This window comes from Streptomyces sp. NPDC030995 (assembly GCF_055571215.1).
Map to the genome: position 1 here is coordinate 53,769 of NZ_JBVIFS010000007.1, position 17,565 is coordinate 71,333.

Here is a 17,565-nt window from a genome sequence, read left to right on the forward strand (position 1 = left end):
AGAATCGGCATGACTACTGGGACGACAGAGGTACGCGGGGACCACAGGACGTCCGGAGCCCGGCAGCTCCGGGACCTGTTCGCCCGCCCGGGCACCGTACGCATCATCGGCGCGCACAACCCGCTCGGTGCCCGTCTCGCCGAGCGCGCCGGCTTCGACGGCGTCTGGTCCAGCGGCCTGGAGGTCTCGGCCTCCCAGGGCGTGCCCGACACCGACATCCTGACGATGAGCGAACTGCTCGCCACCGCCTCCTCGTTGGCGGCCGCGGTCGGCGTCCCCGTCGTGGCCGACTGCGACGCCGGCTACGGCAACGCCCACAACGTCATGAACATGATCCGCCGGTACGAGGCAGCCGGCATCGCCGGCGTCTCCATCGAGGACAAGCGCTTCCCGAAGGTCAACAGCTTCATCCCGGGCCGCCAGGAACTGGCCCCGATCGCCGAGTTCTGCGGAAAGCTGCGCGCCGCCAAGGCCGCCCAGACCACCCCCGACCTCATGGTCATCGCCCGGATCGAAGCCCTCATCGCGGGCTGGGGCATGGACGAGGCGCTGCGCCGCGGCGAGGCCTACGCGGCGGCCGGCGCGGACGCCGTGCTGATCCACGCCAAGGGCAGCTCCCCGGAGCCGGTGCTGCGCTTCCTGGAGCGCTGGACCCTGCCGACGCCCGTCGTCGTGGTCCCCACCACCTACCACACCATCACGGCCACCGAACTGGCCGAGGCCGGCGCCAAGATGGTGATCTACGCCAACCACGGCCTGCGCGCGGGCATCGCCGCCGTCACCGATACCTTCGCGTCAATCCTGCGCGACGACCGCACGACGGGCATCGAGGACCGGATCGCCCCCCTGGCCACCGTCTTCGACCTCCAGGGCATGCCCCTCCAGAAGCAGCACGAGGCCGAGTACGTCACCCCGTACGCGAGCCGGGCCCGCGCGGCCGTCGTCCCCGGCCTGCCCACCGCGCCCGGCGCGGACCTGCTGGAGGAGCAGAGCGCCGCGCTGCGCCGCGCGGACATCGAAGCCGTGTCGGTCGCCGTGCGCGACGACCGGACGCGGGCCCCGCAGGACGTGACGCTCCTGCCCGCGCAGGCGGACGCCGCCGGAGCCGTGCTCGCGCTGGACGACGCCTACTTGAGCCGCACCGTGCTGCTCTCCGGCGACGCCTTCGTCGAGGGCGAGCCGCTGCGCCGGCTCGCGGCCGCGGGCAGCGACATCGCCGTCCTCGTCGACGTGTCCGCCGGGCCCGGCGCCGAGCGCCGTGCCGACGCCCTGCCGCTGGTCCTCGACTCCGTCGCCCGCGGCGGCCGCCGGATCGGCGGAGCCTCGGGCAGCGAGGTCCTCGCCGCTGCCGGAGCCGAGGCGGACGGCGAGTTCGCCGGCGCCGCGGCCTTCTCCGCCGTGGGCTTCACCGCGCTGCGCGAGGTCGCCGAGAAGCGCCGCGGCAACGACGCCGAGGCGACCCTGGCCGACCTGCTCACCGACCTGCTCGCCGCCGGGCACCGGGTCCACGCGGTCGAGATCGGATCCGGCTGGCTGGAGCTTCGGACTGCCGAGGACATCGGCCGCGCCACCGAGCTGCTCGCCACCCGCGAGGGCGGCCAGTGAGCGCGGGGAGCGCGGGGAGCGAGGGGAGCGCGCTGACCGCCGGGAGCGGTACGGGAGTTCTCGAGGCACGCACCCTGGTGGAGCTGCTCCGGGCGCGCGGGTTCGGGCCGTTCACCGGCGTGCCCTGCTCCTTCCTCGGCCCGGTCATCTCCTGCCTGGAGGCCGAACACCCGCACGACTACGTCATCGCGGCCAACGAGGGAGAGGCCGTCGCCCTGGCCGCCGGCGCCCACCTGGCGGGCCGCCGACCCGTGGTCATCCTGCAGAACTCCGGGCTGGGCAACGCCGTCAATCCGCTGACCTCCCTCTGCCACACCCTGCGCCTGCCCGTCCTGCTGTTCGTCACCTGGCGCGGCCGCCCCGGCCACGCCGACGAGCCGCAGCACGAGCTGATGGGCCGGATCACCCCCCACATGCTGACCGCCATGGGCGTCCGCAACGAGGTGCTCCCGGACGAGCCCGCCCTGCTCGCGCAGCGGCTCGACGCGGCGGCCGCGCACATGGCCGCCACCGGGCTGCCGTTCGCCTTCATCGTCCCCAAGGGCGCCATCGCCCCGTACGGGACGCCCGACCGGGCCGCCGAGGAGGCCGCCGACGGGGCCGCCGACGGGGCCGCCGACCCGGCCGCCCCGCGGCTGATGAAGCGGGCCGAGGCGATCGGCCACATCGTCGGCGCCATGGACCCGCGCACCCTGCTCGTCGCCACCACCGGCAAGACCGCGCGGGAACTGGAACGGGACCGGGACCGCCCGGAGAACCTGTACGTCGTCGGCTCCATGGGCTGCGCCTCCAGCGTGGCCCTCGGCGTGGCCATGCACGCCGGGGGCCGCCGGGTCGCCGTCCTCGACGGCGACGGCGCCGCGCTCATGCGGCTGGAGGCGATGGCGGCCATCGGCCGACAGCAGGACACGGACCTGTGCCACGTCCTGCTGGACAACGAGTCCTACGAGTCCACCGGCGGCCAGCCCACCGCCTCCGCCGGCGTGGACTTCGCGGGCATCGCCGCGGCCTGCGGCTACCGGGCCACCCACGACGTCGCCGACGCGGACGCCCTGCGCGCCGCGGTGGCGCGTTCCCAGCAGGACGGGGGAGCCCAGCTGATCCGCGTACGCATCGCCCCGGGCTCGGACCCGGACCTCGGCCGTCCGGCCCTGGCCCCGCCCGCCTCGGCGGCCCGATTCAAGGAAGCGATCGCCCGATGAACGCCAGCCCGCCCGCCCGCCCGGAGCGGCTCGTCCTCATGAACCCCGGCCCCGTCATCACCGACGACCGGGTGCGCGCGGCGCTCTCCGGGCCCGACATGTGCCACCGCGAGCCGGAGTTCTCCGGCCTGCTCACCCGCGTACGGCACAAGACCACCCTCGTGTGCGGAGGCGACGAACGGCACACCTCCGTCGTCCTCACCGGCTCCGGCACCGCCGCCGTCGAGGCGGCCGTCAGCTCGGCCGTCCCCCGGGACGGCGCCCTGCTCGTCATCGACAACGGGCACTACGGGGAGCGGCTGTGGCACATCGCGGACGCCCACGGCATCCGCGCCCACCGGCTCGAACTGGGCTGGGCCACGCCGGTGGACCTCGCCGCCGTGGACCGGGCCCTGGCCGCCGACCCCGGCCTCACCCATGTCGGAGTGGTCCACCACGAGACCAGCAGCGGCATGCTCAACGACGTGGCGGCGGTGACCCGGATCGCGCACGCGCACGGCCGCGAGGTCATCGTGGACGCGGTCAGCAGCGTCGGCGCGGAACCGATCGGGCTCGCCGAGGACGGCATCGACTGGCTGGCGGGCTCGGCCAACAAGTGCCTGGAGGGAGCCCCCGGCCTCGGCTTCGTCAGCGCCGCCAAGGCCGCCTTCGAAGGGCTGGCCGGCGCCCCGCGCCGCAGCTACTACCTCGACCTGCACCGCCACCACACGGCCCAGGAGAAGGCCCAGGCCCCGGCGTTCACCCCCGGCATCCCGGCCTTCTACGCCTTCGACGCGGCCCTCGACCTGGCCCTGGCCGAAGGCCGGGAAGCCCGCCACGCACGCTACTCGGCCCTGGCACGGCGGCTGCGCGACGGCCTGGAGGCGCTCGGCCTGGAGATCCTGCTCCCGCCCGGGCAGCGGGCCGCCTCACTGACGGCCGTCCGCCTCCCGGCCGGCACCGGCTACCCCGAACTGCACCGCGGCCTGCGGGCGGAGGGGTTCGTCATCTACAGCGCCCAGGAACAGCTGGCGGCGGACTACTTCCGGCTCTCGACCATGGGCCGGATGACGGAGCAGGACGTCGACCGCTTCCTCGACACGCTCGCCCGCACCCTGCCGGACCGAATGAGGTGCCCGTGACCACCCCCCGAGCCGACGCGTCCGGCCGACCCGCGGCGACGGCCGAGCCCTACCGCCTCGCCGTGGTGGGGGGCGGGCCCCGGGCCACGTACGCCCTGGAGAGGCTCTCGGCGACCATCGACCGGCTCGGGCAGGGGCGCCGCCTGGAGGTCCACCTCTACGAGCGCACCGGCATGTTCGGCGCCGGCCGGGCGCACAGCCCCGACCAGGCGCGTACGAGCTACCTCAACCGCATCGGCGCCCAGGTCGGCTTCGCCGCCGACGAGACGGTGACCGGCGCCGGCCCGCTGCGCCCGCCGGCCGAGCGGCCCACCCTGCACGAGTGGTGCCGGCGCCGCTACGAGGAGACCGGCGACCCGGACCTGGACCTGGGCCCGGAGGACTGGCCCAAGCGCTACGTGCACGGGCTGGCCCTGCGCGACATGTTCCAGGCCTTCGCCGCGGACCTGCGCCGCCATCCGGGCGCCGAACTCCACCTGCACCACGCGGAGGTCGTCGACCTCGCCCCCGCCCCGGACCACCGGCTGGAGGTCGTCACCGCCGACGGCGAGCGCCGCACCGCGGACGAGGTGCTCCTGCTCACGGGCCACTCGTACCACGCCCCGCAGCGCTCCGCCGCGGGCGGCGCGACCCGCCACGTACCGCACCCGTACCCGCTGGAGGAGCGGCTCGACGCCCGCGGCTGCGGACCGGACGCGGTCGTCGGCTGCGCGGGCATGGGGCTCACCGCCATCGACACGATCCTGTACCTGACCGAGGGGCGCGGCGGTACCTTCCACGAGACCCACGAGACCCACGAGACCCACGAGACCCACAAGACCCACAAGACCCACGAGTCTCACAAGTCCCACGAGGGCGGCGCCGGCCTGGTCTACCGGCCGAGCGGCCGGGAGCCGGCGGCCATCGTCGCCTTCAGCGGCTCCGGCCTGTTCACCTTCGCCCGGCCCGACAACCACAAGCCCAGCGACGGTTCCGGCGACCACCCCGGCACCTTCCTGACGCCCGGGGCGGTCGACCAGCTGCGGGCCCACGTCGGCCGGCCCCCGGCCGCCGGCGGCTCCGGCCGGCCGCAGCTCGACTTCGAGCGGGACCTCCTGCCGCTGGTCGTCCTGGAGATGGCCCACCTGCACTACGTAACCCTCTTCGGCCCCGCCGCGGCGCTGCTCCTCACCCAGCGCGCGCTGCCGGGCTACCTGGCCTTCGTGACGGGCGCGCCCGCCGACGGCCCCGGCCACCTCCTCGCACCGCTGGAGCGGGCGGTGGACGAGATCGCCGACGTGCTGGAGTCCGTACTGCGCGGCAAGTCCGCTCTGTCCACGGCGCAGGCCACCGTCTCCTGGGGGGTCCGCGACGTCCTGCTGCACTGGACCCGCACGGTGTACGGGCCTTCGGCCGAGGCCGGGGTGGCCCTGTGCATCGCGCGGTCGGTGCCGCCCGGCGAGGTCACCGACGCCCTCGACCCGGTGTCCGGCCTGGAGACGTACCTGCACGGCAACCGCTTCGACTGGCACCGGTCCGTCTCCCCGGTGCCGCCCGCCGGCTCGCCCGGGGAGTTCCGGGAGTCGGTCCGCGCTTTCATGGCCCGCGACCAGCTCTGGGCCCGGCAGGGCAACCTCGCCAACCCCCACAAGGCGGCCTCGGACGGCGTCTGGCGCGACCTGCGCCAGGTCATCTCGTACGCCGTGGACCACGCGGGACTGACCGCCGCGTCCCAGCGGGACTTCCTCCGGCGCTACGTGCGCCACCACAACCGGCTGGCGAACGGCGCCGCCCCCGAGATCATGGCGAAGATGGCCGCCCTGATCGACTGCGGGCTGCTGGACGTCGGCGCCGGACCGGACGCCCGGGTCACGCGCGACGGGGCCACCGGCAAGTCCGTGGTCGAGGGCCCGCACACGGGCCTGTCCCGTCCGGTCGACGTCCTGGTCGAAGCCCGGATGCACGGCTTCGACCCGCGGCTCGACGTCCTGCCGCTCTACCGCAACCTGCTGGACCGGGGCCTGGTGCGGCTGTGGCGCAACGAGTCGGCGGACGGCGAGGTCTTCCAGCCGGGCGGGCTCGACCTGACCCCGGAGTTCCACCCCGTCGGCCGGGACGGCACGGCGGACCCGCGGATCACCGTCCTGGGCGTGCCCTCCGAGGGCGCCCGCTCCTTCCTGCTGTCGGCGCTGCGCCCGAACGCCGACCACTACGTCATGCGGGACACGCTCGTGTGGCTCGACCGCTTCTGGCCGAGGGCCGAGCGGGGCTGACCGGAACGAAGGCCCGGCGCGGGAGCACCGGGCCTTCGTCGCGGATCCCGCTACGGCCGGATGACCCGGACCTGGAAGCTGCCGCCCTGCAGCTCACCCACCACCGAGACGCTGATGCCCGCCTTCTCGTCGGTGAAGGTCTCGCCCGGCCGGAACGGCGCGTCCGACAGCTCCGCGTGCACATTGGGCCGCCGGGTGCAGCCGCCGCTCGTGTTCGCGCTGTCCGACACCGTCACCGGGCCGTGCCCGGTGTCCACGTCGGAGTCCACCTTGTAGATGAGGACGCCGGGCTTGCAGACGGCCTCGTCGTTCCCGGCCCGGGTCCGCACCTCCACCGCGTACCCGGCGCTCTCCGACAGCGGTACGAAGGCCAGCTTGGTGCCGCCCTCCACCGCCAGCGGGGACAGGACGTGGTCGCTGGGGCCCGACTTCGACGCGCAGCTGATCTGCGTGCTGTCCAGCCAGCCCAGCTTCCACTTGTGCCAGCCCATCAGGTCGTTGTTGGCACCCCAGTCCTCGCTCATGATGTCCCAGTGCCCGACCGTGCTCCCGCCGTCGGAGGTGTAGAGGTCGGGCAGTCCGAAGACGTGCCCGTTCTCGTGCGGGAGCACCCGGTAGCCGGTCTCCCGGTAGGTGCCGGAGCCGTCGTCCTGCCGGCTGTAGACGAAGGACGTGTTGGCCAGCGGCACCCCGTCGGCCATCGGCGCCTCGGCGTTGCCCGAGAAGGTCACCGAGAGGACGGTGTCCAGGGCGGACGGCCCGGCGTTCGGCGTGACCAGGATGTTGATCAGGTCGTACCGGCTGAAGTCCACCTCGGGGTCGGCGGCCTTCGCGATGTGCTCGACGAGCTGCTTGTAGCCCGGCTCGTACGGGGACCCGCGCTCGATCCCGTACGCCGCGAACGGCATCGGCATCCGCAGCCAGGTCCTTATCGGCGCCTCGGCCCGGTAGGTGAGCCGCCCGTAGGAGCTGGTGCGGAACCAGTCGGAGGTCTGGGGGAAGAACTCCGCCAGCCGGTCCAGGGCCGTGCCCTCGCCCTTGGCGTCGGGGAAGTCGATCATCAGGTTCAGTGCCCGGACCTCGCCGGTCGAGCGCGAGTACCCGGGCGGGGTCGGCAGGCCCTCGGACATCTGGACGCCCATCGTGCCGGCGATCCGGCAGGGCGCGAGGGCCGATTCGGCGGTCGTGGCCACAGGCCCGGCCGCCGAGTGGCTGCGGCTGGATATCCCGGTGCTCGCGGTCGCCGTGACGCCGAGGGCCAGCGCGGTGAGCCCGATGTACGCGCTGGTGCGGCGTGGTCTGCGTATCCGGTGGCGGGTCTGCGGCATGGAGATCGCCTTCGGGTCCGCGGCAGCCGGCCCTGCCCGGTCTGCGCTCTGTTCGATCACCCTCCGACGGGCGTGGCGCGCCCGCGCGCCGGGAGAGGCCGAACGTGGACAGGGGCGTGACTCAGGTCACACGGCCGAGTGAAATAACCGGGGAGCAGATCCCCGTTTGCACGAGAGTCCCGCAAAGCGGGGACCGGCTCCCCGTTTGGGCGGCCGTACGGATCTCGGTGCCAGGGAGGCCCCGGAATGAAGCGCCCCACCACCGCTGCGGCGGCCCCGTCCGCCCCCGGGGCGGCCGTGGACCCGGCGCCGGCGCCCGTGGGAGCCGCCGGGGCCGCCCCCGCGCCGGACTCCGGCGCGGCCGGGACCGCCGCCCCCGCCGCCCCCGTTGCCCGCGCCGCCGAGGCCGCGGCCCGCGTGGTCCCCGCTGCCCGGGCGGCCCGCGGGGACGGGCCCCCGCGCCCGCGCGCCGACGCGGTCCGCAACCGCGAGCGGATCCTGACGGCGGCCCGCGAGGCCTTCGTCGAGTTCGGCTCCGGGGCCCCCTTCGACGAGGTCGCCCGCCGCGCCGGCATCGGCAATGCCACGCTCTACCGGCACTTCCCCGACCGCCCCACCCTCGTCCGCCACGTCGTGCTCTTCGTGATGGACCGGGTCACGGCCTCGGCCGAGGCCTCCCTCGCCGAGGAGCCCGACGCCTTCGCCGCGCTGTGCCGTTTCGCGCACGCCGCGGTCGACGAGCGGATCGGCGCCCTGTGCCCCATGCTCTCCGAGGACTTCGACCGCGATCACCCCGAACTCCTCGCGGCGAGCACCGCCTTGGAGTCGGCCGTCGAGACCCTCCTGGCCGCCGGCCAGGACTCCGGACTGATCCGCACGGACATCGGCGTCGGCGACCTGACGGTCGCCCTGTCCCAGCTCAGCCGTCCACTGCCGGGCACCGCCTGCCTCGACGTCGACGGCTTCGCCCACCGCCACCTCCAGCTCTTCCTCGACGGTCTGCGGGCCCCGGCCCGCTCCGAACTGCCGGGTTCGGCAACGACGTTGGACGACCTGAGGCAGAAAACCATGTGACGCGACCAGTGCGCCTCAAATAGCCTTTTCCAGGATTTTTCAGTCATTCCGCACAGTGAAGTGGGTACCCCCATGTCAAAAACAGCCGCGATCCCGCCGCTGTCCGCCGATCCCAGCCGATGGAAGGCGCTCGTCTTCATCGCCCTGGCCCAGCTGATGGTCGTCCTCGACGCGACCATCGTGAACATCGCGCTCCCCTCCGCCCAGAGCGACCTCGGCATCTCGGACGGCAACCGCCAGTGGGTCATCACCGCGTACGCGCTGGCCTTCGGCGGACTCCTCCTCTTCGGCGGCCGCATCGCCGACAAGTGGGGCCGTAAGAACGCCTTCATCGTCGGCCTCATCGGCTTCGCCCTGGCCTCCGCGCTGGGCGGCGCCGCGAACGGCGAGGCCATGATGCTCGGCGCCCGCGCCCTCCAGGGTGCCTTCGGCGCGCTGCTCGCCCCGGCGGCCCTGTCGCTGCTGGCGGTCATGTTCACCGACGCCACCGAGCGGGCCAAGGCCTTCGGCATCTACGGTGCGATCGCGGGCGGCGGCGGCGCCGTCGGCCTGATCCTCGGCGGCTTCCTCACCGAGTACCTGAACTGGCGCTGGACCTTCTTCGTCAACATCCCGTTCGCGATCATCGCGGCCGTGGGTGCCTGGCTGGTCATCCGCGAGCCCGCCGGCTCCCGCAACCGCGCCCCGCTGGACATCCCCGGCGTGATCCTGTCCACCCTCGGCCTCGTCGCCCTGGTGTACGGCTTCACCCGCGCCGAGTCGGCCGGCTGGTCCGACGAAGTGACGATCGCCATGTTCGTCGCCTCGGTGGCGCTGCTCGCGGCCTTCGTCTTCGTCGAGTCCAAGGTGAAGTCCCCGCTGCTGCCGCTGCGCGTCCTGCTGGAGCGCAACCGCGGCGGTGTCTACCTCTCGCTCGGCCTGGCCATCATCGCCATGTTCGGCCTGTTCCTCTTCCTCACCTACTACCTCCAGGTCGTGAAGGGCTTCTCGCCCGTCAAGACCGGCTTCGCCTTCCTGCCGATGATCGCGGGCATGATCCTGGGCTCCACGCAGATCGGCGCCCGCCTGATGACCCGCGTCGCGCCGCGCCTGCTGATGGGCCCCGGCTTCCTGGTCGCCGCCGCCGGCATGCTGATGCTGACCCAGCTGGAGGTCGGGTCCTCGTACCCGGCGCTGATCATGCCGGCGCAGCTGCTGCTCGGCCTCGGCATGGGCACGGCGTTCATGCCGGCCATGTCCCTGTCCACGCACGGGGTGAACCCGGCCGACGCCGGAGTCGCCTCCGCCATGGTCAACACCTCGCAGCAGGTCGGCGGCGCCATCGGCACCGCGCTGCTGAACACCATCGCCGCCTCGGCGACCACGGCGTACCTGACCGACCACGCGGCCCAGGCCGCGGCGGGCGGGGCGGCGGGCCGGCTCGTCCAGGCGCAGGCCATGGTCGAGGGCTACGCCTCCGCCATCTGGTGGGCGGTCGGCATCCTGGTCGCGGCCTCGGCCGTCGCCCTGACGCTGATCAACACCGGCCGTCCGGACATGGGCGGTCCGGTGGCCTCCGGCGAGGGGGCGGACGTCGAATTCAAGGTCCCGGTGATCGCCCACTGACGGCGGCGCCCGCACGGGAATGACTGACCACCCCGCTTGGTTCAAATTTGAACCAAGCGGGGTTAGTCTTTTCATGGCGGCCCTGTACCGACGACCGAGGAGCCCCCCATGACCCAGGCCCCCACACCCCCGACTCCGGCGGGCGCGACCCCGCGGGGGGCCCGCATGCCGGCGCTGTACCTCAGCCACGGCGCCCCGCCGCTCGCCGACGACCCGATCTGGCCGGGCGAACTGGCCGCCTGGTCCGCGGACCTGCCCCGCCCCACGGCGATCCTGATGGTCTCGGCCCACTGGGAGGAGGCCCCGCTCGCCCTCGGCGCCACCGAACCGGCTCCGCTCGTCTACGACTTCTGGGGCTTCCCCGAGCACTACTACCAGGTCCGCTACGAGGCCCCCGGCGCCCCGGAGCTCGCCGCCTCGGTCCGGGGGCTCCTCCAGGCCCCCGGCACCCCGGTCCAGGACATACCGGGCCGCGGCCTGGACCACGGCGCGTACGTTCCCCTGGTGGAGATGTTCCCGGAGGCCGACATCCCGGTCCTCCAGATCTCCATGCCCACCCTCGACCCGCGCCGCCTGATGGACATCGGCCGCAAGCTGGCGCCGCTGCGCGACGAGGGAGTCCTGATCATCGGCAGCGGCTTCTTCACCCACAACCTGGCCGCCCTGCGCCACGTGGGCGTGCCCGCCTGGTCGGCGGAGTTCGACGCCTGGGGCCACGAGGCACTCGCCTCCGGCGACCTGGACTCCCTGCTCGACTTCGAGGCCAAATCCCCCTCGGGCCGCCTGGCCCACCCCCGTACGGAACACTTCGCCCCGCTCTTCGTCACCCTGGGCGCGGCCGACGCCGCCGGCGACCTCACGGCCCGCCGCGACCCGGTCACCGGCTTCTGGATGGGCCTGTCCAAGCGCTCCCTCCAGTTCGGCTAGCGAGACCACGGCGCAGCGGTGCGCCGGGCCCTCATCCGGGCAGGGGGTCGCCCAGGCGCTTCTCGTACCACCGCACGTCCCAGTAGCGGTCGAACTTCCAGCCGGCCTCCGTGAACTCCCCGACCCGGCGGAAGCCGAAGCGCTCGTGGAGGCGTACCGAGGCCTCGTTCGGCAGGGCGATCCCGGCGAAGACCCGGTGCACCGGCTCCTCGGCCAGCGCCGCGAAGAGGGCTTCGTAGAGCAGCGTGCCGACGCCCCGGCCGACCGCGTGCGGGGCGAGGTAGACGCTCGCCTCCACCGATGTCGCGTAGGCCGGCTTCGGGCGGAATGCGCTGCTTGTGGCATATCCGGCCATTCGATCGCCCGTCCAGGCAACCAGAAGCCGGTGCGGGCCGTCTTCAGGGTGGGAGTGCAGCCACGGGCGGCGCTGTTCCGGAGTGAATTCGGCCGTGTCGAACGTGACGGCCGTCTCACGGACGTAGTGGTTGTAGAGGTCCGTGAGGAGGGCCAGATCGGCCTCAGTTCCGGGCCTGACCTGCACCTCTTCGAGTTCCTGCGACATTCGTTCCCCTCTCGTGGCGGGGCAGGGTACTGCAAGATCTCGAAAAAGGGACAACGGTGTGGGAATTCTGTCCCGATTCCAGTCGTTGTTTCCTTCGGAAGCGGGCACTCGGGAGAGTGTCCGGGGACGCACCACCGAGCCACACCGCGACCGAACTCATCGCAAGGGAGCACGCATGGCAACCCGCGCCGTCGCCCGTCGTCAATCCACGAGCAGCGCCCGCGCTGCGGGCGGAGAGATCGCAGACCGCGACCTGGTCGGCATGTACCTGGACGAGATCGCGCGCACCCCACTGCTCGACGCCGCCAAGGAAGTGGAGCTCTCCCAGATCATCGAGGCGGGCGTCTACGCCCAGCAGATCCTCGACGGTGCGATAGAGCGGGCCGGGGACACCCTGCCGCGCCCGGAGCTGGAGGCGCTGGCCGCCGAAGGCGAGCGTGCCAAGGAAGTCTTCATCCGCTCCAACCTCCGCCTCGTCGTGGCCGTCGCCCGGCGCTACCCGCGCAGCGGTCTGCCCCTCCTCGACCTGATCCAGGAGGGGAACGCCGGCCTGGTCCGCGCGGTCGAGAAGTTCGACTACGCCAAGGGCTTCAAGTTCTCCACGTACGCCACGTGGTGGATCCGCCAGGCGATCACCCGCTCCATCGCCGACCAGTCCCGCACCATCCGTCTCCCCGTCCACCTGGTCGAGGAGCTCGGCCGCATCCGCCGCGTCCAGCGCGAGTTCAACCGCGAGAACGGCCGCGACCCGGAGCACGCCGAGATCGCCGCCGAACTGGACTCGACGGAGAAGCGGGTGGGTGACGTACTGGACTGGGCGCGCGACCCGGTCAGCCTCAACATGGCGGTCGACGACGACGGCGACACGCAGTTCGGCGACCTGCTGGAGGACACCTCCGCGATCTCCCCGGAGCAGTCCGTCCTCTCCCTGCTGCGCAGCGAGGAGCTGGAGGACCTGCTCGGCAAGCTCGACCAGCGCACCGCGTCGATCATCAAGATGAGGTACGGAATCGAGGACGGCCGCGAGCGGACCCTGACGGAGGTCGGCAAGCAGCACGGCCTGACCCGCGAGCGGATCCGCCAGATCGAGAAGCACGCCCTGCTGGAGCTGAAGCGCATGGCCCGCGACACGGGCTTCGACGCGGTGGCCTGACGGCCCGCAGCCCAGCCCCCAGACGAGCCCCGGTACCTATCCCCCCCAGGCGCCGGGGCTCCCCGCTTCCTGGGGCTCCGCCCCAGACCCCGCGCCTCAAACGCCGGCGAGGCTGAAATATCCAGCCGCTCCGGCAGTATCCAGCCGCTCCGGCAACATCCAGCCCCTCCGGCGTTTGAGGAGCGGGGTCCGGGGCGGAGCCCCGATCTTTCAGCCTCGCCGGCGTTTGAGGCGCGGGGGTCCGGGGGCGGCGCCCCCGGTTACTGCGGGCCCGGCGCGGCGGCGGCCAGCCGCGCGCCCAGCGCACCCGCAGCAGCCACCAGCGCCGCCGGCTCACGCACAGTGAACGGCACTCCCGCCAGCGCCAGCTTCGCCACCAGCCACTCCGGCGCGTCCCCGCTCTCGAAGCGGACCACCGTCTCCGGCCCCCCGCCCGGCAGGGCGACGGCCCGCAGCCACGGCGGCAGCTCCTGCGCCCCCGCCGCGAAGGCGGCCTCCACGGCGTACGTCCGCTCCCCGCCCCGCAGCCCCCGCCGTACGAACTCCTCCGCGTCCACCGGCAGTTCGCGCGGCGCGAACCTGGCCCCCGTCGCGAACGGCTCTGCCACCCGGTCCACCCGGAAGGTCCGCCAGTCCTCCCGCTCCAGGTCGTAGGCGACCAGGTACCACCGGCTCCCCGTACTCACCAGCCGGTACGGCTCCACCAGCCGCCGAGACTCCGCCCCGTCCGCCGCCCGGTACGCGAACCGCAGCCGCTCCGGCCCCGCGACCGCCGACGCCATCGTCGTCAGCGTCCGCGGGTCCACGGTCGCCCCGTCCCCCCGCGTCAGCGCGGTCGTCGCCGACTGGAGCGCGCTCACCCGGTGCCGCAGCCGCGACGGCAGGACCTGCTCCAGCTTCGCGAGAGCCCGTACGGAGGCCTCCTCGACCCCCTCGATCGCATGCCCCGCCCCGGCCCGCAGTCCCACCGCGATCGCCACGGCCTCCTCGTCGTCGAGGAGCAGCGGCGGCATCGCCGCCCCCGCCACCAGCCGGTAGCCGCCTTCCGCGCCCAGGGTGGCCTCCACGGGGTAGCCGAGGTCCCGCAGTCGCTCGATGTCGCGCCGGATGGTCCGCGCGCTCACCCGCAGCCGCTGCGCCAGCTCGCTCCCGGGCCATTCGCGCGGGGTCTGGAGGAGGGACAGCAGGGAGAGCAGCCGTGCCGGGGTATCGGTCATGCGATCCAGGTTGCCAGCGAAAGCGGACACACTCTGACCTAGATCCCGTCTAGGTTTCTCCTCATGAGCACCGAGACGTCCATGACATCGCCCGAAAGAGAGAACGGGCCCGTACAAGAAGAGCGGAACGACGTAGCCCACGACGCACCCAGCTCACCCGGCGAGCCCGCCTCGCCCACCGACCGCCGCCGCTGGCTGGCGCTCGCCATCGTGATGACCGCGGCCTTCATGGACCTGGTCGACGTCACGATCGTCAACATAGCCATCCCCAGCATGCGCGAGAACTTCGGCGCCTCCACCAGCGCGATCCAGTGGATCACCGCCGGCTACGCCCTCGCCTTCGCCGCCGGCCTGATCACTGGCGGCCGTCTCGGTGACATCTACGGCCGCAAGCGCCTGTTCCTCGTCGGCATCGCGGGCTTCACGGCCGCCTCGCTGCTCTGCGGCATCGCCGCCAACCCGGGCATGCTCGTCGCCTCCCGCATCCTCCAGGGCGGTATGGCCGCCATGATGGTGCCGCAGGTCCTGGCGATCATCCACGTCACCTTCCCGCCGCACGAGCGCGGCAAGGTCTTCGGCATGTTCGGCGCGATCGTGGGCCTCGGCGCCGTCTCGGGCCCGATGCTCGGCGCGCTGCTCACCGAGTGGAACCTCTTCGGTCTCGAATGGCGCCCGATCTTCCTGATCAACCTGCCGGTCGGCATCGCGGGCGTGATCCTGGGCCGCAAGTTCATCGCCGAGTCCAAGGCCCCCAAGGCCCTGCGCCTCGACCTCGTCGGCGTCGTCCTCGCGACCCTCGCCCTGGTCATGCTGATCTTCCCGCTCACCCAGGGCCGGGAGAACGACTGGCCGCTGTGGGGCTTCGCCTGCATGATCGCGTCGCCGTTCGTCTTCGCCGCGTTCATCGCCTACGAGCAGTACAAGATCAAGAAGGACGGCTCCCCGCTGGTCGAGCTCTCCCTCTTCAAGGTCAAGAGCTTCGCCGGCGGTATCGCGGTCCAGCTCACCTTCGGCATCGCGACCGGCATCTTCTTCCTGGTCTGGACGCTGTACATGCAGATGGGCCTCGGCTGGAGCGCCCTGCGGGCCGGCTCCACGGGCATCCCCTTCTCCATCGCCGTCTCGGTCTCCGCGGGCCTCTCGGTCCAGAAGCTCGTACCGCGCTTCGGCCGCAAGGTGCTCCAGGCCGGCGCGCTCACCATGGCGGCGGGCCTGGTCCTCTACATCTGGGAGTCGCAGCACTACGGCATGGAGATCAGCTCCTGGCAGATGGCGGCCCCGCTGATCGTCATGGGCATCGGCATGGGCCTGATCGTGGCCCCGCTCAACGACACCACGCTGTCCGAGGTGCCGCGCGAGCACGCGGGCTCCGCCTCCGGCCTGATCAACACCACCGGCCAGATGGGCAACGCGCTGGGCCTCGCCCTGACCTCCGTCGTCTTCTTCGGGCAGATCGACGACGACAGGGTCTTCGGCCCGCCGTACGTCGAGGCGTTCCGCGGCGCGCTGTGGTGGGTCGCGGCCGTCCTGGTCGTGATCTTCTCGGTGATGTTCATGCTGCCGCGCAAGGCGATCCCCATGGAGCAGCGCGAGGGCGGCTCCGAGCACGCCGGATCGGCCGCCCCCGCCGCCGAGAAGGTCCCGGTCGCCTAGGCACCCGTCCGGGCCCCGATCTGGTTCTTCCTGCACGGACATGCCCGCACCTCGTGGCGGGCATGTCCGTTTTTCTTTGTTTCTGTCCATAAATGGGCGTACGGTGAGGGGAAACCACAGATTCGGGCATCGAACGGACGTAAATCCACATGTACGCGCCAGAGCGCCGCCAGGAGATCCTCCGCATGGCTCGCGAGGCGGGCAGCGTCGACGTGCTCTCCCTCGCCGACCGGTTCCAAGTCACCGCCGAGACCGTGCGCCGCGACCTCAAGGCCCTCGACCGGGCCGGCCTGGTCCGCCGGGTGCACGGCGGGGGCATCCCGGCCGGCCGCCTCGACTTCGAGCCGGACCTCACCGAGCGCGAAGCCACCGCCGCCGACGAGAAGGCCCGCATCGCGGCCGCCGCACTGGCCGAACTCCCCGACGGCGGCAGCATCGTCCTCGACGCCGGCAGTACGGTCGCCCGCCTGGCGGCCGCGATCCCCGTCGACATCGCGCTCACCGTGGTCACCCACGCGCTGCCCGTCGCCGCCCGGCTCGCCGGCCACACCGGCATCGACCTCCACCTCGTCGGCGGCCGCGTCCGGCACCGCACCCGCGCCGCCGTTGACGCGTGGGCGCTGCGCGCGTACGCCGAGATCCGCGCCGACGTGCTCTTCCTCGCCACGAACGGCTTCGCCGCCGAGGGCGGACTGACCACCCCCGACCTCGCCGAGGCGGCCGTCAAGCGCGCCGCGATGGCCGCCGCCCGCCGCGTCGTCCTCCTCGCCGACTCCGCGAAGGCCGGCCAGGAGCACTTCGCGCGCTTCGGCTCCTTCGCGGACGTGGACCTCCTCATCACGGACACGGGGCTCGCCCCCGCCCACCAAGCGGCGATCGAGGCCGCCGGTACGGAAGTTGTGCTCGTATGATCCTGACCGTCACCGCCAACCCCTCCCTCGACCGGACCTACGAGGTCCCCTCGCTGGACCGCGGCGCGGTGCTGCGCGCCGCCGCCGAGCGGGTCGACCCCGGGGGCAAGGGCGTCAACGTCTCCCGCGCGGTGGCCGCCGCGGGATTCCGTACGACGGCGGTCCTCCCGCTCGGCGGCGCCCCGGGCACCCTGCTCGCCGAACTCCTGGGTGCGCAGGGCGTGGACGTCACGGCCGTCTCCATCGCGGGCCAGACCCGCTCGAACGTCTCCATCGCGGAGCCGGACGGCACCCTCACCAAGATCAACGCACCCGGCCCGGAGCTCTCACCGGAGGAATCCGCCCTCCTCCTGGAGACGGTCCGCACGTGCTCCGCCGACGCCGCCTGGATCGCCGGCTGCGGCAGTCTCCCGCGCGGCCTCGGGCCCCGGTGGTACGCCGACCTGGTCACCCGCGCCCACGGAGCGGGCGCCCGCGTCGCCCTGGACGCCTCGGGCTCCGCGCTGCTGGCGGCGCTCCCGGCCCGCCCGGAGGTGATCAAGCCGAACGCGTCCGAGCTGGCGGCGGCGGTGGGCCGCCCGCTGGCCACCCTGGGCGACGCGCTCAAGGCCGCGGAGGAACTGCGCACCCGGGGCGCCGGCGCCGTACTGGCCTCGCTCGGCCGCGACGGCCAGCTCCTGGTCTCCGCGGACGGCGCCCACTACGGCACCGCGCCGGTCCCCGCCGACCGGGTCCGCAGCAACGTGGGGGCGGGCGACGCCTCCCTGGCCGGCTTCCTGATCGCGGGAGGCACCGGCTCCGCCGCCCTCGCCTCGGCCCTGTCCCACGGCGCGGCCGCGGTCCAGCTGCCCGGCAGCGCCATGCCGACGCCCTCCGACCTGCGCCCCGGCCAGGTCCACATCACCCGGGACCTCCCGCTGGACCTCGCCCTGTCCGAACCCGCGACGGCCTGAAG

The 17,565-nt window shown here is 73.2% G+C and carries 14 protein-coding genes; 11 read left to right on the plus strand and 3 right to left on the minus strand.

What is annotated here, in order from left to right:
* Positions 1 to 9 precede the first annotated feature (9 nt).
* Genes ACZ45T_RS13840 through ACZ45T_RS13855 form a run of 4 tightly spaced genes read left to right on the plus strand, consistent with a single transcriptional unit; the run spans position 10 to position 6,180 of the window.
* Positions 10 to 1,605, plus strand: coding sequence for an isocitrate lyase/phosphoenolpyruvate mutase family protein (locus ACZ45T_RS13840; protein WP_468440755.1), 1,596 nt, complete (start codon positions 10 to 12; stop codon positions 1,603 to 1,605).
* The gene (aepY, locus tag ACZ45T_RS13845) at positions 1,602 to 2,807 is read left to right on the plus strand and encodes a phosphonopyruvate decarboxylase (protein WP_468440757.1); all 1,206 of its coding nucleotides are present in this window, start codon (positions 1,602 to 1,604) and stop codon (positions 2,805 to 2,807) included. Before ACZ45T_RS13840 ends, aepY begins: the two co-directional genes overlap by 4 nt.
* The gene (locus tag ACZ45T_RS13850; RefSeq protein ID WP_468440759.1) at positions 2,804 to 3,928 is read left to right on the plus strand and encodes a 2-aminoethylphosphonate aminotransferase; all 1,125 of its coding nucleotides are present in this window, start codon (positions 2,804 to 2,806) and stop codon (positions 3,926 to 3,928) included. The genes aepY and ACZ45T_RS13850 overlap by 4 nt, the downstream gene beginning before the upstream one ends.
* Positions 3,925 to 6,180, plus strand: a complete 2,256-nt coding sequence (locus tag ACZ45T_RS13855) for an FAD/NAD(P)-binding protein (RefSeq protein ID WP_468440761.1) — start codon at positions 3,925 to 3,927, stop codon at positions 6,178 to 6,180. Before ACZ45T_RS13850 ends, ACZ45T_RS13855 begins: the two co-directional genes overlap by 4 nt.
* Before the next feature lie 50 nt (positions 6,181 to 6,230).
* Here the strand turns inward: ACZ45T_RS13855 and ACZ45T_RS13860 are convergent, their stop codons facing one another.
* A complete protein-coding gene (locus ACZ45T_RS13860; protein ID WP_468440763.1) occupies positions 6,231 to 7,508 on the minus strand; it encodes a M6 family metalloprotease domain-containing protein in 1,278 nt (425 codons plus the stop codon).
* A 417-nt stretch (positions 7,509 to 7,925) separates the two neighbouring features.
* Between ACZ45T_RS13860 and ACZ45T_RS13865 the strand changes: the two genes are divergently transcribed.
* The 3 genes from ACZ45T_RS13865 (at position 7,926) to ACZ45T_RS13875 (ending at position 11,114) form a co-directional block, all read left to right on the plus strand.
* On the plus strand, positions 7,926 to 8,582 hold the full coding sequence (locus ACZ45T_RS13865; RefSeq protein WP_468441114.1) for a TetR/AcrR family transcriptional regulator: 657 nt from the start codon (positions 7,926 to 7,928) through the stop codon (positions 8,580 to 8,582).
* A 72-nt stretch (positions 8,583 to 8,654) separates the two neighbouring features.
* On the plus strand, positions 8,655 to 10,187 hold the full coding sequence (locus ACZ45T_RS13870) for an MFS transporter (RefSeq protein ID WP_468440765.1): 1,533 nt from the start codon (positions 8,655 to 8,657) through the stop codon (positions 10,185 to 10,187).
* A gap of 108 nt (positions 10,188 to 10,295) precedes the next feature.
* Entirely contained in the window at positions 10,296 to 11,114 is an 819-nt protein-coding gene (locus tag ACZ45T_RS13875; protein WP_468440767.1) for a dioxygenase family protein, read from the plus strand.
* 31 nt (positions 11,115 to 11,145) lie between these two features.
* On the opposite strand, the gene ACZ45T_RS13880 is transcribed toward ACZ45T_RS13875, so the two are convergent.
* Positions 11,146 to 11,676, minus strand: coding sequence for a GNAT family N-acetyltransferase (locus ACZ45T_RS13880; protein WP_468440769.1), 531 nt, complete (start codon positions 11,674 to 11,676; stop codon positions 11,146 to 11,148).
* 175 nt (positions 11,677 to 11,851) lie between these two features.
* On the opposite strand from ACZ45T_RS13880, the gene ACZ45T_RS13885 reads away from it, so the two are divergent.
* The gene (locus ACZ45T_RS13885; RefSeq protein WP_468440771.1) at positions 11,852 to 12,829 is read left to right on the plus strand and encodes a sigma-70 family RNA polymerase sigma factor; all 978 of its coding nucleotides are present in this window, start codon (positions 11,852 to 11,854) and stop codon (positions 12,827 to 12,829) included.
* Positions 12,830 to 13,089: 260 nt separating this feature from the next.
* Here ACZ45T_RS13885 and ACZ45T_RS13890 read toward each other — a convergent pair whose 3' ends face one another.
* Positions 13,090 to 14,046: a helix-turn-helix transcriptional regulator gene (locus tag ACZ45T_RS13890; RefSeq protein ID WP_468440773.1), complete on the minus strand. Its 957-nt coding sequence runs from the start codon at positions 14,044 to 14,046 to the stop codon at positions 13,090 to 13,092.
* Between the two features lie 63 nt (positions 14,047 to 14,109).
* Here ACZ45T_RS13890 and ACZ45T_RS13895 point away from each other — a divergent pair, with 63 nt between their 5' ends.
* The 3 genes from ACZ45T_RS13895 to pfkB all read left to right on the plus strand — a co-directional run bounded on the left by ACZ45T_RS13895 (position 14,110) and on the right by pfkB (position 17,563).
* The gene (locus ACZ45T_RS13895) at positions 14,110 to 15,699 is read left to right on the plus strand and encodes an MFS transporter (RefSeq protein ID WP_468440775.1); all 1,590 of its coding nucleotides are present in this window, start codon (positions 14,110 to 14,112) and stop codon (positions 15,697 to 15,699) included.
* Positions 15,700 to 15,848: 149 nt separating this feature from the next.
* Positions 15,849 to 16,610: a DeoR/GlpR family DNA-binding transcription regulator gene (locus ACZ45T_RS13900; protein ID WP_468440777.1), complete on the plus strand. Its 762-nt coding sequence runs from the start codon at positions 15,849 to 15,851 to the stop codon at positions 16,608 to 16,610.
* Positions 16,607 to 17,563 (plus strand): 1-phosphofructokinase, encoded by a 957-nt coding sequence (gene pfkB / locus ACZ45T_RS13905; RefSeq protein ID WP_468440779.1) that lies wholly within the window; start codon positions 16,607 to 16,609, stop codon positions 17,561 to 17,563. Before ACZ45T_RS13900 ends, pfkB begins: the two co-directional genes overlap by 4 nt.
* The last annotated feature ends 2 nt before the right edge of the window (positions 17,564 to 17,565 follow it).

Coding starts and splice junctions, on each gene's coding strand:
- ACZ45T_RS13840 (WP_468440755.1), top strand. CDS start 10: ATGACTACTGGGACGACAGAGGTACGCGGGGACCACAGGACGTCCGGA.
- ACZ45T_RS13850 (WP_468440759.1), top strand. CDS start 2,804: ATGAACGCCAGCCCGCCCGCCCGCCCGGAGCGGCTCGTCCTCATGAAC.
- ACZ45T_RS13860 (WP_468440763.1), bottom strand. CDS start 7,508: ATGCCGCAGACCCGCCACCGGATACGCAGACCACGCCGCACCAGCGCG.
- ACZ45T_RS13870 (WP_468440765.1), top strand. CDS start 8,655: ATGTCAAAAACAGCCGCGATCCCGCCGCTGTCCGCCGATCCCAGCCGA.
- ACZ45T_RS13875 (WP_468440767.1), top strand. CDS start 10,296: ATGACCCAGGCCCCCACACCCCCGACTCCGGCGGGCGCGACCCCGCGG.
- ACZ45T_RS13880 (WP_468440769.1), bottom strand. CDS start 11,676: ATGTCGCAGGAACTCGAAGAGGTGCAGGTCAGGCCCGGAACTGAGGCC.
- ACZ45T_RS13885 (WP_468440771.1), top strand. CDS start 11,852: ATGGCAACCCGCGCCGTCGCCCGTCGTCAATCCACGAGCAGCGCCCGC.
- ACZ45T_RS13890 (WP_468440773.1), bottom strand. CDS start 14,046: ATGACCGATACCCCGGCACGGCTGCTCTCCCTGCTGTCCCTCCTCCAG.
- ACZ45T_RS13895 (WP_468440775.1), top strand. CDS start 14,110: ATGAGCACCGAGACGTCCATGACATCGCCCGAAAGAGAGAACGGGCCC.
- ACZ45T_RS13900 (WP_468440777.1), top strand. CDS start 15,849: ATGTACGCGCCAGAGCGCCGCCAGGAGATCCTCCGCATGGCTCGCGAG.
- pfkB (WP_468440779.1), top strand. CDS start 16,607: ATGATCCTGACCGTCACCGCCAACCCCTCCCTCGACCGGACCTACGAG.